Source organism: Cohnella hongkongensis (genome assembly GCF_042654645.1).
Lineage (GTDB): Bacteria > Bacillota > Bacilli > Paenibacillales > Paenibacillaceae > Cohnella > Cohnella hongkongensis.
In genome coordinates this window covers 84,635-98,893 of record NZ_JBHSEP010000002.1, presented here as the reverse complement: position 1 = coordinate 98,893, position 14,259 = coordinate 84,635, and the positions used below count along the sequence as shown (strand labels likewise).

Sequence of the window (14,259 nt, the reverse complement as noted above, 5' to 3'; positions counted from 1 at the left end):
AATCTTGCTCCTTGTTCCATGCATTCGTACAGATTTCAATTATATTGTAAACAAGAGGAAATGTCTAAGCATGAACAAGCGATCGGATTAGGAAAGACGCTACGCTTCGTAAACGATTTTGCCGTCCATCATCGTCATCAGAACTTTGGTTTCTCTGATTTCTTCCACGGGCGTCTCTATAATATTCCGATCCAATACGATGATATCGGCCAGCTTGCCCACTTCCAGCGTGCCCGTGTCGCGCTCCGTGAACATGCCGTAAGCCGAACCTGAAGTATAAGCCCGCAACGCATCCGCGACGCCAAGCCGTTCCTTCGGGTTCCACCCGCCTTCGGGCTGGCCGTCATTATGAAGCCTGGTCGCTGCGCGATAGATTCCGAGCATCGGATCGAGTTCCACCACCGGGTAATCGCTGCCGAATGCCAAATGCGCGCGGTTGTTCATTAAGGTTCGGATCGGCCATGTCAAAGGCTCGCGTTCCTTGCCTAACCGGACAAGGTAAGGATTATCCTTGAACGATTGCGTTGCGGCGATGTGCTCCGGCTGCATGGAAGCGACAACGCCGAGTTCGGCGAAGCGGCGGAGGTCGCTGCGGCAGATCACCTCGACATGCTCGATCGTATGACGGGAATCCCTTGCTCCGTTGCGGAGCCGGGCTGCTTCGAAACAATCCAGGCCCAACCGGACGGCTCCGTCTCCGCAAGCATGCAGACGCACCCGGAACCCTTCTTTGTCGGCTTGCAAAATCCATTCCGTCACGAGATCCGGTGGAATAAGCGTGTCTCCCTTCGTTTCCGGCCGGTCCGAATACGGATCCAGCAGCAAAGCCGTGTATAGGGTAGGTACGCCATCCAGATATTGTTTCAAGCCCGAAAATCTTAACTTATCGGACGAGCAGGTCTCCCGCAGCTTCCGAGGATACGCCAGGTCCCCGTTCAGCGCGGTCTGGAAATGAATTCGGGCGGTCAACTCGCCGTTGGCCTCGTATTCCCGATAGATATCCAAGTTATCGAGCTGCAGGCCAGGCATGGGGAACATGTCGCTGACGGAAGTAATGCCCAGTTTCGCCGCTTTCTCGAGGAAGCTCCGCAACAGCTTGTGTTTGCGGGCATGAGGCAAGCAAAAGGCGCTTTGCGCGAGGCTCATCGCGGTTTCATATAGAAATCCGGTCGGAACCCCCGATTCGTCCTTATGAATTTGTCCATATGGCGGATTGGGGGAATCGCTCGTGATGCCGAGCTCCATCAGCGCTCTGCTGTTCAACCAGGCTCCATGGCCTTCCGCGTTCAACAAGAAGACGGGGCGATCGGATAGGTAACGGTCCAGTGTTGACCGATGAGGAAGCGTTTTGGTTTCCCAAAAGGCATGATGCCAGCTAAAGCCGAAAATCCAGGGGTCGTCCGGCCTCGCGTCTGCGAAAGCTTTCGTCATTCGGGCGGCTTCTTCTTCGGATGCGGCGCTCAGAAGGTTGACGCTGTCATGAAACAGGCTTCCCAACAGCACGTGAAGATGAAAATCCTGAAATCCCGCCATGATCAAATGGTTCCCGTACCTGAGTATTCTGGTGCGTGGACCGATGAGTCCCTCCAGTTCCGCTTCCGTATCGCCGAGCGCGACGATCCGGTTTCCCGCAATTGCGATCGCGCCGGGCTTGGTACTGTTCCCTATGCCGGTAAAGACGGCCCTCCCGGATATCATGAGATCGGCCTTTCCTGCGGTGAAGCCAATAACCATACCTGTCTCCTCCAATTCAATCGAATAATTAAGAAAAGATTTGAATAAATTAAACCGAAAACACTGCTAATTTAACGAATAATTTTCTAAAATACCGGGTCTAAACAAAATTATCCGCAAATATAGTTTACATCTTGACTAAATTAAATGCAAAGCATATGATTTTAAGTAAATAAAGGAAATCCCTAATCGCAATCCACAATCGGAGGGTACGAATGAAGATCGTATTGGGCGGCAACATGTACGACGATGCTACGATGGAACAGTTTATTCAGGACGCGGGGGACATCGGCTATGAAGGTGTCGAGCTTCGGGGAGTGGGCGAATGGAGAGAGGCCAAATATGCTCTTTCCAAAGCGCATGAGGTAAAAAAACTTTTGCAGGAGAACCGCGTGGCTGCCACGAATTTGTCCTTGTTTGTCGGCAATTTCTGCTGCAATTCCGAGCAGGAGAACGAAGCGGAATATGCCAAGTGGCTGGACTATCTGGCGTTCGCCGAAGTGATCGGCTGCGGCATGATGCGGTTGAATCCGGGCTTTCAGCATTCCGACGAAGCAGATCGTTCGGATTTTAACAGAAGCGTAAAGTGGTTTCAAAAGTGCGCCGAAGCCGCAGATGAGCTTCAAATCAAAACAGTCGTGGAAATGCATCACGGCACTTTGTGCGACAGCGCGGAATCTTCGATCCGGTTCATGGAAGCGGTCGCCAGAAGCAATGTCGGACTCATCCTGGACCCGGTCAATCTGTACCAGGTGCCGGCGGAATACGGAATGGAAGCGATCCGGCTCATCCGGCCTTACTTGTTGAACGTGCACGTCAAGGATATCGTGGAGCTCTGGGGACCGCGGTACCCGTGGGCTTTCGAATACGGCGACTATGTCGCGCACATCGGCCAGTACCACAGGGTCATCCCGCGCAAGTTCGAAGGGCCGAGCAAATATTATTGTCATCGCTTGATGAATCAAGGCGGGATCGATTGGCATGAAGTCATCGGCGCTCTGGCGGAAGTCGGCTATTCGGGTCCGCTCACCGTTGAAAGCGTCAGCAAGAAAGGCTCAGAGCTTCCGCAATACCGGGAGTTGGCGGCATACAGCTACCGCGAACTCATGGAAACCTTGGCGCGAACCGGGGTCAAGCCCGGCAGTGGGGAGAGGATAAGATGAAGGAAAAAGCGATTGCTTATTCCGTGTTTACGAAGCCATGGAAGACGTTATCTGCGGCGCGACTGGCGGAGAAAGTTCGCTCGCTCGGCTTTGACGGAATCGAATTTCCGCTAAGAGACGGTTATCAGGTGCAGCCGGAGGATGCGGTGAAAGGGCTTCCGAAATTGGCAGCCCGGCTTGCGGCCGACGGATTGCGCATCTTCAGCGTGGCAAGCTCGCTCGATGAGAACGTTTTCGCCGCATGCGCCGAAGCCGGCGTGCCGATGATTCGGATCATGGCGGAAATCGATCCGAAGGAAGGCTACATGGCGTCCGAGCGGGCCGTCCGATCCAAGATCGAACAATGCCAGTTTTTTGGCGAAAAGTATGGAGTCAAAATCGGCGTTCAACCGCACTGCGGGAATTACGTCTCCAGCGCGATCGGGTTATACCGCATCCTGGACGGATTGGATCCGCGGCATGTCGGAGCCGTATGGGACGCCGGTCACGACGGCCTTCAGGGCGAAGGTCCCGGCGCGGGATTGGACATTCTGTGGTCCCGGCTGTGCATGGTGAATTTGAAAAACGCACGGTACCGCAAGGCGGAATTCCTGGACCGGGGGAGCGCCAAATGGCAAGTGGAATACACGACGGGGAAAGAAGGCTTTGCATCATGGCCGGTTGTGGCGGATGAGCTCCAACGAAGACAATATCGGGGCGTCGTATGTTTATCGGCGGAATACTCCGATCACCACAGGGTCGATGCCTATATTGCGGAGGATATCGCTTACGCGAAAACGTTGTTTGGCGTATCCGTCGAGGAGATGATACCTTGAGCCGAAGATTGAGAGTCGGCGTCGTCGGTCTCGGGAGGGTTTCCAAGTCTCATTTGCCCGCTTTTCGGGAGCTGAGGGACATAATCGAGCTGACGGCGCTCGTTTCCCGCGATCGGGAGAAGCTGCTTGAAGAGGCGGTCAAGTGGGAAGCGCTGAAGCAGTATGTTGCATTCGAGGACGCGCTGGCGGATCCGGACATTGACGCGTTCCTCTTATTGCTTCCGCATCATTTGCACGCCTCTTATACGATTAAGGCGCTGCGAGCGGGAAAGCACGTTTTGGTCGAGAAGCCGATGGCCTTGAACGAAGAGGAAGCCGCATCGATGGTGGAAGCCGCCGAACAAGGCGGCGTTACGCTGATGGTCGGACAGAGCAGGCGTTTCTTCGAGCCGGTGATAGAATCCATCCGGCTCCTCCGGCAAAAACAAATCGGCGATCTGATCAGCATCAATGGACTGCTTCTGGCCCATATGGACAAACCGGCGGTGTCCTGGTGGCAGGATAAGGCGAAGATCGGCGGATTCATGATCCCGCTGTGGGGCAGCCACCTTCTCGACTACGTCGTATGGGCTTTCGGTGAAATGCCCGTCAGCGTGTATGCCCAAGGGTACTCGAACAATCCGAATTGGGAAGGAGAAGACGAGGTTTCCATTTCCCTGAAGTTTGCCCGAGGCCGGATGGCCAACTTGCTCCTGTCTTTCAATGCGGGAGCGAGGCCGACCGACGAGGACGGGCTGACGGGCAAACGGATCTGGTCGACCTCCGACAGCATCTATGAGCGGTATTTGATCGGATCGAACGGGATGATGCGCCTGCAGGACGAGTATCAGTTGTATCTGAACTCCGAATCCGTTACGCGCATTGACAAGGACGGCCGCAACTTCGTGACGCAGCTGCGGGAGTTCGCGGAAGCGATTATGGCCGGACGCCAGCCGCTCGCTTCGGGCCGGGACGTGCTCGGCGTGACGAAGATCATGGATGCCTGTTTTGTATCCATGAAGGAGAACCGGGTCGTGCATCTTTCCTGAATGCAATTGGATTGATCAACATCGAAGGAGGCGTTAGATCCGATGAAATGGAACGCTCTCATCTTGCCCCCGGAATCGATGCTGGAGACCGTCTGTTCGGCGGAGTGCCGCAAGCTGCTGGAGGAGCATTTTCATCCCGTTTGGAACACGGCGTCACGGGATTACACGCAGGATCAGTTAATGGAAAGAATTGGCGACGCGGATGTGGTGCTGACCAGTTGGGGCTCGCCTATTCTTACGGAGGATCATTTGCGAGAGGCGAAACGGTTGAAGATGATCGGACATGCGGCGGGGTCGCTCAAAGGCAAAGTTCCTGACACCGTTTTCCAGGGGAGGAATATCCGGCTTTTTTCCGCGGCTCCCCGAATCGCCCTCTCGGTCGGTGAATATTGTTTGGCCGTTTTGCTGAACGGACTATGGAGATTTCCGCAGCTTCATGGACAAGTCGGCAGCGGAATATGGAGAAACGGCGCCTTCGGGAGAGAGCTTCGCGGACAGACGGTAGGCATCGTCTCTGCCAGCGCCACCGCCAAAGCATTCATCCGGCTATTGGAACCGTTTCAGGTTCAGATTCGAATTTACGATCCTTATTTAACCCGGGAATCTGCCGAACGGCTGGGCGCAGTCCAGTGCGGCCTGGAGGAAATTATGCGGTGTCCGATCATCTCCGTGCACGCTCCGTCCATTCCCGAAACGAAGAACCTGCTGTCCGCCGAATATATCCGAATGATTCCGGACGGGGCTATCTTCATCAACTCATCTCGGGGGGCTGTGCTGGACGAGAAGGCGCTGGTCGAACAACTGCGGACCGGAAGATTTTTCGCCGCGCTTGATGTCTTGGAGGAGGAACCGCCTTCGCCCGACCATCCTCTGCTTGGCCTGGATAACGTGCTGCTTACTCCGCATGTGGCAGGCATGACCGTGGAAGGCTGCCGAACGTTGATGTTCGAAATCGTGCAAGACATGATTCGGGCTTCTGAAGGAAAGCCAACCCGGTATGAGATCGGCGAGACCGCGTGGTCACTTATGGCATAAGGCGTTAGCCTTACATTCGATTAAGATCCGAAGGGGGGGTGGGTATGAAAAACGCCGATAAGAGGACGGTGAAAATCGGGCTCATTCAAGTGCAGGCGAATTATGGACCCGACGTAACCGTAACAGACCGATTAAACGAGCTGTTGCATCTGGCGGAATGCTGCTTGAAGGATGGCGCCGACCTTGTGCTTATGCCCGAAGCCTATCAGTATTCGGTTCCGTCCGCCCGTAACAGCTCCGCCGAGTCGCTCGCCCGAACGTACGCCGGCGGCTACAAGGAAGCCTGCGCCGAGCTGGCCCGCAAGTACGCCGCCTACCTTGTCCCCTGGGACAATGAAGTGGATGAGAACGGGATGTTGTATAACACTTCCTATATATTGGATAGAAACGGAATCGAGATCGGCAGGTACCGCAAAGTTCACCTGACGCATGACGAAATGAAAGAACCATACGCGAGGGGCTCCGAATTTCCCGTGTTCGAGCTGGATTTCGGCAAAGTCGGAATCATGATCTGCTATGACAATTATTATCCCGAATCCGCCGCCTTGCTGGCTCTGAACGGGGCGGAACTTATCCTGTACCCGCTGTTCGGCGATACGCTGAAATCGCAATGGGAAATCAAGCTCAAGGCCAGAGCCATCGACAACACCGTATTCGTCGCGTCCTGCCACATCCATTCCGCTCCGCGGGAGGAGAAGTTCACTTATACGGGGATCGTCTCTCCGACCGGAGACGTATTATGCAGGCTGCATGATGAGGGGACGTACGCAGTCTGCGAAATCGACCTTGCCCAGAGATACTTTACGAACACTTCGGCGGCTCCGGGGAAATACGAGGATATCAAGCATTATGTTCGGAAGCTTCGGAATCCCGAGGCCTATCGGCTTTTGGCGGAGGAGCATCCCGGTCGGGATTGGGAAGATATCGAGTTCGAAGAGAAGTCTTGAAACGATGAAAGGATGAAGGGCATGGTTAGAAAAATGTCGGTTCCCCCGATGGAGTTGACCGATCGGACGGGCGAGGGAACCCAGATGTGCGCGATCGTGGAGGACGTCGGTCAGATCAAGGTAAAACGCGCGTTGATCCCGGAGCCGGGCGAAGGAGAAGTCAGGATCAAGGTAAAATGGGTCGGCATTTGCGGCAGCGATATCGAAGTATTCCGCGGAGCCCGGGAACCTGAATTTGTCACCTATCCTACGCGGCTAGGCCATGAAGTCGCCGGGGTGATCGACAAGCTTGGACCCGGAGTGATCGGTTTGCAGGAAGGCGATCATGTCGCCCTTCGCTATGTCTGGGGGGCGTTCGCGGAGTATGTTTGCTGCCAGCCGTTCTCCGTCAAAGTGTTGCCGAAAACCCTCCCATTGCTGGAAGGCTCACTCATTGAGGTGCTTCCAGGCGTGCTGCATGCGGCCGAGCTTGGGGAGATCGGCCCGCACAAGAATGTGCTCATTATGGGGCAAGGAGTCAGCGGGCTTGTCATGACGCAAGTGGTCAATTTGTTTAGTCCCCGGAATCTCGTGGTGACGGATATATTCGAAGACAAGCTTCGCCTTGCCCGAAAATACGGCGCGACCCATACTTACAAGATGCCCGGCGAACGTGCCAGGACGATGGAGGTTGTAGGACAGGAGTTTCCCGACGGCTTCGATGTCGTGATTCCTTGCCTTCTGGAAGGGGATGGAATGGCGGATGCGATCGATGCGGCGTCGCAGAACGGCACAATCGTCATGTACGGATGCATCGGCACTTCGCGCACGCCGATCGATTTTTTTAAAGTTCACAAAAAGCGATTGGATATATTGTCAACCGAGCCCAAACGGGATATCGACAATCGCCGCTTCTTCGAGGAAGGTCTCCGGCTTGTCGCGGACGGCCTCGTCAATACGAAGGAAATGATAACGCATATCGTTCCTCTATCGGAGGTCGAACGCGCGTTTCAGCTTCGGAACGAACATTCGGCGCAGACGATTCATGTCATGATCGATTGCGGACCATGAAAGGAGGTGGCCTCTCAATAGCTTGCCGCATTTCCAAATTAAGGAGGAGGAAGCTGTATGGGGAAAAAGAAGCTGTTGTGGATCGTCATGCTTGTCGTCTTTACGATGCTGTCCGTTAACACGAGCTTTGCAGCCGTCAACTTATCGGAGAATTTCGAATGCGGCCAGGCGAAAGGCTGGTCAACGGTCAGCGGGAAGTGGTGCGTAAACGGCGGGACTTTCGAAAGCCAATCGAATATCCCGAACGCGATCGCCGTTTACGAGAACGGCGCCTGGCATTCCGACTACACATACCATGTCAAAATGTATGCCGGGTCCGCTCAGGCAAGCAGCGGATTGGGCGCCATTTACAGCTATCAGGACATCCATAACTATTATGAGCTCTGGTTCAGCCCTGCCGGCACCACCAAACTCAACAAGGTAATCGACGGTACAAAAACGACCGTGGCAACCCGTTCCTATGCCGGAGGGGGGCATCAATCGTGGTTCGATGTCCAGATCATCCGCAGCGGCGCCAAAACCACCGTTAAGGTGAACGGAACGAAAGTATTCAACAACGTTCAGCAAAGCGAGTTGGGCCGGGGGAAAACGGGGCTGTTTTCCAGTTTGAACACGGCCGCTTTCGACGACATCACGATCGTTCCCCGCTATAAAGACACCTATCCCAAGATCGGCGGGATGAATATCGGCGGGCCGCACAACTTCGACGATCCGGGTTATCAAGCCGATCTGGCGAAACTCGATATGGTCGTGCTCGGATTTTATGAATCATGGGTCGGCGATAACGGCGAAACCAAGCGGGACATCGTGAACAACATCAAAGCGATGAATCCCGATATCCTGATCGGGCAATATACGATTCCGAACGAAACCGTAACCGATCCGGCCGACATATCCAAGAAAGACAAGTATGACAAGTTGAGTACGGAGATGGGTCCCAACGGCATCGGGGATTGGTGGGCGAGGGACAATGCCGGCAATCAGCTGAGTTCCTATCCCGGAGCCGCCTTGGTCAATCTTACGGATTTCGTAACGCCGGATCATGTGGGAGACCGTTATCCGGAATGGCTGGCCAAGCGGTACAACGCCATCTATTTCGATCCGATTCCGGAGTTTGATTTTTGGTACTCCGACAATGCGCACTATAAGCCCAGGGTGGACGCGGATTGGGACCGAGACGGCGTCAACGACTCTCAAGACGATCCGGCCGTGAGATCTTACTACCGCAACGGCATGGCCCGTTATTGGGAACAGATTCGAGAGCTCCAGCCCAATCTGCCCATTATCGTCAATGCCGACGGACACGGAGTAAACGGCGAAGGCTATTTACGCGAGGTCGAGTATAAGAACAAGTTGGAAGGCGCCTATTTCGAGATGGCTATGGGGCAGGACTGGTCCGAGGAAACTTGGGCGCCGTGGGAAACGATGATGGATTCATACCGCAATCTGATAGACAACACGACGGATCCCCATCTGGTCATGTTCAACGTTTCGGGCGGCGCCACGGATTATGCCTTTATGCGTTATGCGCTCGGTTCGGCGCTGATGGAGAACGGCTATTTCTCTTACTCCATCGACGGAGAGTACCATGGCGTAGCCTGGTTTGACGAATTTGACGTCAACCTGGGCAAAGCCGAGGACGGTCCGCAGAGAACGCCGTGGAGCAACGGCGTTTACATGCGGCGTTTCGAGAACGGAATGGCGCTCGTCAATCCGAAAGGGAACGGCACTCAAACCGTCAATATACCGGCAGGGTACGCAAGGCTCTCCGGGACCCAGGATCCTACGGTGAATAACGGACAGCCGGCAAGCACAGTGACCCTAGCTGAAAGAGACGGCATTATCTTGGTTAAACTGTAAGCCGCGAGCCTAATAATGGGGCCGCAGCGGAGATCCGCTGCGGCCCCTATTGCGTGGTTACGGCTTTACCCGACGATGTCGTCCGAATCCGGCACTCTTCTGGCGGGAATCCTTATGACGACGGATGTTCCGTGCCCCGGCTCGCTTCGATATTCCACACCGCACGTTTCTTCCCCGAAGTACAATCGCAGGCGCTCGTTGACATTTTTAACGCCGTATCCACTCCCGGAGGTTTCCCGGTCGGACAATCTTCTGCGCATGCCGTCGATATGTTCCGGCGACATGCCGATCCCGTCGTCTTGAATTTCAATCGTGATAGCTTGATTCTTCATCTTTCCGATGATCCGGATTTCCCCTTCCTTTTTCGGCTTTCCCAATATGCCATGAATGATCGAATTCTCCACGATCGGCTGCAAGGTGATTTTCGGTATCTCATAAGGATAGATCGCCTCGTCCACATCCACGGTCAAACGAATTTGATGATAAAACCGGGTGTTTTGGATTTGAACGTATAAGGAAATTTGCTCCAGCTCGTCGCGGATCGGAACGATGTCCCTTCCGTTGCTCAAAGTCAGACGGTAAAACCTGGCGAGCGCTTTGACCGTCTTTTCGATGTCGGACGTTCTGTTTTGCTGCGCCATCCAGTTCAGCAAATCCAGCGTGTTATACAAGAAGTGAGGATTAATTTGCGATTGCAGCGCTTTAAGCTCCGTATTCTTCATTTCCAGACCCAATTCATATTGCTCTTGGTGCATGATCGTGATTTTGGAGAGCATGTAGTTATAGGTTTCGCTCAGCTTGCCGATTTCGTCTTTTCCTTGAAACTTGGCGATGGTGTCAAGGCTTCCGTTTTGTATGTAATTCATCAGATCGTTCAAGTTGGAGAGGCGCCGGGTTATCGTGTTGGACAGCAAATAAGCCGCCGAATATGCGATCATGCTGATGCCGATGACCAAGAGCAGGAGCTCGACTTGCAGTTTATTTTTCTCGTCATGAATTCGGGTAAGCGGAATGGTCGTCATGATGGTCCAATCCGAGTTGTCGATGGGTTTGCTCAGCACGAGATGGCTATGGGAGAGCGAATCCAACGACTCCTTCATTTGCAGGGAACCGTCGGGCCGGGCCGTCCACATCGGCATTTCGATGAGCCTGGTCATGTCGGAAGCCGACAATAAAATATTCTCTTTATTCAGGAGGAAGGTTTGACTATCGCGAATCGTATTGGCGCGCGACAGGATGCTCTGAATCAGGTGTTCCTCCAGGTCGAATCGCAATATCCCGATGATCTTGGAATAGTCCTCCGGGTTGCGGATCAATCGGGCAAGCGAAAGGATAGGGGTCTTGTTGTTCTCGGAAGCGAAATAGATGGGAGGACACCAGAGCAATTTGCCGTCTTCCGCGACCAGCCGTTTATACCATGGCGTATCGAGCGCATCCTGGAAGGAGAACAGATTTACGTTTTGCTGTGCGTACAAAAAAGACTTCTGCACGTATAGACGGGCTCTGGAAACGTCCAGGCCATCCTGGAAGCTGTTGAGATATTGGGTTAAATAATTCATGTCCTCCAATTGCTCATTGATTTCATAGTCATTGGCGCTGCGCAGGAGAATTTCGTAGACGTTTTTATCGGATTTGCTGACGTACGCCGCCATAATAACATCCGACAGATTGACGATCCTTGTCATTTTGTAGGAGAGGAACGAATAGGTCTGATCGAACCCTTGCTCCGCGGAAAATTCAATATGCCGGGTTATAATCTGGCTGATTTTTCCGGCGGTCAGAAATTGAAACAGCGCAAGCGGCAGCGTGGTCAGGAGCAGAAAAGCGAGCAGCAGTTTGTATTTCATCTTCATGTTGTAGAAGAAATAGCGAAAGAACCGTTGCAAAGTAAGCCTCATGAAAACGTCCTCTCCCGAAATTCCGAAGGGGTTAATCCGGTATGTTTGCGGAATACTTTGGCGAAGTAACGGCTATTCGAATAACCGACGCGGGCGGCGATATCGCCTATTTTGGTCTGGGGGTCTTTCAGCAAATCCTTCGATTTTTCGATACGGTATTCCGTCATATATTGGAGAATCGTTTTTTTGGTTTGTTCTTTGAATACGACGCAAATGTGCGTTGTGCTGAGGTAAAGATGACGGCTTATGGCGGTCACGGTCATCTCGTCGTCGTCATAATGCCGGTGAATGTACTTCATGACTTGCGCAACGATGATGCTTGAGCTTTTTTCCTGCGTTTGCGACAGCAGCGCCCTAATTTTCAATAAAAGAAATTGCTCGATCTCATCCAGCGTCTGGCAGTGGAAGATCAGCTCCCATAAATACTGCTCTTCCTTAGTTTGATCGAACAGGGAGAATCCCCGCTCTTCGGCGAATTTGTTCATAACGAGCAGAAGCTTAAAGAAGTAATCTTTCGTATGGTTGACCGGCGTATGCTCATGCCGCTTGACGCCGCGAACGAGACTGCGAATCAGCGACTCGGCGTTCTGCTGCATGTCTTGGGTCAGATAGGTCTGCAGTTCGCCTAGCGCCTGTTCGGGAAATTCGTAGGAAGGGGAGTTCTGCTGTACGGTATTCGCCGATAAAACGGTTTCATAAACGTCCCGGTAAAAAGCGATTTGCAGCGATTGAACTGCGGTTGCATAGGAATCGAAAACCCCGGAAATGGAGGGCGATTCGCGGCCGACCCCGATGAGAAAACGAAAATCGGCGCGTAGGGTTTCCGTGAACAAATGACAAAAGGAAGAGACGATGTCATCGTTATTCGGGTGGTTGTCGTTTGTAGAACGATATAGGTGCACTATGAGGTGAAACTCGTCCTTGAATGCCATAATGCCCTGCGAGCCAACTGCCGTCAACGTGTCTTCGAGCGCTTGATAGACCGGTTCGAATTTCTCGACAGGGTGCAAAAATTTAACGATCAGCGTTACGAAAGGATAGGGCGCCCCTTTCAATTGGCTTGCAAGATCGGACCATTCCGGCACGGCCGCCTCGCTATGGCCGGCTTGAATGAGCTGCAACGCCAGATCGGTCTTAATGGCCGACGTCCCTGTGCGTAACAACTCCCGCCAATGATGAAGGATGGCCTGCTGTTTGCACCGGTCGACAGCATGCTCGATCCCTTGCCTCATCTCCGCCAGCTCGAAAGGCTTGTCTACGAAATTCACCGCGCCTAAATGTATAGCCGACTTCAAGTACTCCCGGTCGGAATATCCGCTCATGAAAATTATCTGGCAATCGGGAAATTGCTTCCGCATGTGCCGGGACATCTCGATGCCGTCCATGCGGGGCATTCGTACGTCCGTTACGATGACGTCGGGCCGGAAGCCGGATATCTTCTCAAGCGCATGAACGCCGTCCTCGGCTTGCTCGATCCGCTCGATTCCCATGACGTCCCAAGGGAAGGCTTCGACAATCCCCTTGCGGGTAAAATATTCGTCGTCTACCACCAAAAGATTCATCTCTGGATCCCCCAGCATGACATGATTTTATTAGCTTCCATTATATCACAACGCCCTGCGGCGCTAACGGAAATGCCTGAAGTTCTATAATTTGAACCTCAAATTTAAATTTTGGTATATTACTTGATCGGCCGCGCCCTTGTAATATGGAAATCAGATAGTGAAAGTGCTTACAATCAACCGGAATAGGAGCAATCGGATGAAGGCCAGACTTTTTCATAAGATTAAGCAATACCGAACCTTGCTGCTGATGTTGTCTCCCACCTTGATCTACTTCTTCGTTTTCAGTTACTTGCCTATGGCGGGAAATGTGATGGCGTTTAAGAACTACCAATACGACTTGGGCATTTTCGGTTCGAAGTGGGTCGGTTTTGAAAATTTCCGTTTCTTTTTCATTTCGGGCGACGGTCTTAGAGTGACGATGAACACCATTCTTTACAACCTGGCTTTTATAGCGGTGAATACGGTGCTTCAGGTTTTTGCGGCGGTCCTGTTGGCGGAGATTGCCGGCAGATGGTTCAAAAAAATTACTCAAACCGTCATGTTCCTTCCCTATTTTATTTCCTGGGTGGTAGTGGGGGCGATAGCGTACAACCTGTTCAATTATGAACATGGAACTCTAAACAACATGTTGACAGCATTAGGATGGAATCCGATCGACATCTATAACACTCCGTCCCTGTGGAAGTACTTGCTTGTGATCGTTGCCGCATGGAAGGTGATCGGTTATGGCACCGTGTTTTATTTGTCCGCCATCATGGGGATTGACAAGGAGCTTTATGAAGCGGCGGACATCGACGGGGCCAACGTGTTTCAACAAATCAGGCGGATTACCATTCCTTGCTTGAAGCCGACGATCATGATTCTGATCCTGCTTGGCATCGGCAACGTGTTTCGAGGGGATTTCGGCATGTTCTACCAGTTGGCCAACAACCCCATTTTGTACAATGCGACGGACGTTATCGATACCTATGTGTTTCGATCCTTGATTTCCAACGGCGATGTGGGGATGTCGGCCGCAATCGGCTTCTATCAGTCGGTCCTATGCTTCGTCACGATCCTCGCCGCTAACTATCTGGTGCGGTCCGCCAATAAGGATTATGCGATATTCTAATAAGCCAGGAGCGTCGGCACATATGACAACAACTTCCCGAGTTATTAAACGCA

The 14,259-nt window shown here is 52.9% G+C and carries 11 protein-coding genes; 8 read left to right on the top strand and 3 right to left on the bottom strand.

What is annotated here, in order from left to right; genetic code table 11:
- Window positions 1–99 precede the first annotated feature (99 nt).
- The gene (locus tag ACFO3S_RS03780; protein WP_378092437.1) at window positions 100–1,734 is read right to left on the bottom strand and encodes an amidohydrolase; all 1,635 of its coding nucleotides are present in this window, start codon (window positions 1,732–1,734) and stop codon (window positions 100–102) included.
- A gap of 215 nt (window positions 1,735–1,949) precedes the next feature.
- Here ACFO3S_RS03780 and ACFO3S_RS03775 point away from each other — a divergent pair, with 215 nt between their 5' ends.
- Genes ACFO3S_RS03775 through ACFO3S_RS03745 form a run of 7 tightly spaced genes read left to right on the top strand, consistent with a single transcriptional unit; the run spans window position 1,950 to window position 9,632 of the window.
- Window positions 1,950–2,897: a sugar phosphate isomerase/epimerase family protein gene (locus ACFO3S_RS03775; protein WP_378092435.1), complete on the top strand. Its 948-nt coding sequence runs from the start codon at window positions 1,950–1,952 to the stop codon at window positions 2,895–2,897.
- A complete protein-coding gene (locus tag ACFO3S_RS03770; RefSeq protein WP_378092433.1) occupies window positions 2,894–3,712 on the top strand; it encodes a sugar phosphate isomerase/epimerase family protein in 819 nt (272 codons plus the stop codon). Before ACFO3S_RS03775 ends, ACFO3S_RS03770 begins: the two co-directional genes overlap by 4 nt.
- Window positions 3,709–4,740 carry a Gfo/Idh/MocA family protein gene (locus ACFO3S_RS03765; RefSeq protein ID WP_378092431.1) on the top strand — a complete coding sequence of 344 codons (1,032 nt, stop codon included), beginning with the start codon at window positions 3,709–3,711 and terminating at the stop codon, window positions 4,738–4,740. Before ACFO3S_RS03770 ends, ACFO3S_RS03765 begins: the two co-directional genes overlap by 4 nt.
- A 42-nt stretch (window positions 4,741–4,782) precedes the next feature.
- Window positions 4,783–5,775, top strand: coding sequence for a hydroxyacid dehydrogenase (locus ACFO3S_RS03760; protein ID WP_378092428.1), 993 nt, complete (start codon window positions 4,783–4,785; stop codon window positions 5,773–5,775).
- Between the two features lie 44 nt (window positions 5,776–5,819).
- Complete coding sequence (locus ACFO3S_RS03755; RefSeq protein WP_378092425.1) at window positions 5,820–6,722, top strand: carbon-nitrogen hydrolase family protein; 903 nt, start codon at window positions 5,820–5,822, stop codon at window positions 6,720–6,722.
- Between the two features lie 21 nt (window positions 6,723–6,743).
- Window positions 6,744–7,772, top strand: coding sequence for a zinc-dependent alcohol dehydrogenase (locus tag ACFO3S_RS03750; RefSeq protein WP_378092423.1), 1,029 nt, complete (start codon window positions 6,744–6,746; stop codon window positions 7,770–7,772).
- Window positions 7,773–7,829: 57 nt separating this feature from the next.
- Entirely contained in the window at window positions 7,830–9,632 is a 1,803-nt protein-coding gene (locus ACFO3S_RS03745) for a putative glycoside hydrolase (protein ID WP_378092420.1), read from the top strand.
- A gap of 65 nt (window positions 9,633–9,697) precedes the next feature.
- On the opposite strand, the gene ACFO3S_RS03740 is transcribed toward ACFO3S_RS03745, so the two are convergent.
- Window positions 9,698–11,530, bottom strand: a complete 1,833-nt coding sequence (locus ACFO3S_RS03740; protein WP_378092417.1) for a cache domain-containing sensor histidine kinase — start codon at window positions 11,528–11,530, stop codon at window positions 9,698–9,700.
- On the bottom strand, window positions 11,527–13,092 hold the full coding sequence (locus ACFO3S_RS03735) for a response regulator (RefSeq protein ID WP_378092415.1): 1,566 nt from the start codon (window positions 13,090–13,092) through the stop codon (window positions 11,527–11,529). Before ACFO3S_RS03735 ends, ACFO3S_RS03740 begins: the two co-directional genes overlap by 4 nt.
- Before the next feature lie 199 nt (window positions 13,093–13,291).
- Here ACFO3S_RS03735 and ACFO3S_RS03730 point away from each other — a divergent pair, with 199 nt between their 5' ends.
- The gene (locus ACFO3S_RS03730) at window positions 13,292–14,206 is read left to right on the top strand and encodes an ABC transporter permease (RefSeq protein ID WP_378092412.1); all 915 of its coding nucleotides are present in this window, start codon (window positions 13,292–13,294) and stop codon (window positions 14,204–14,206) included.
- Window positions 14,207–14,259 lie beyond the last annotated feature (53 nt).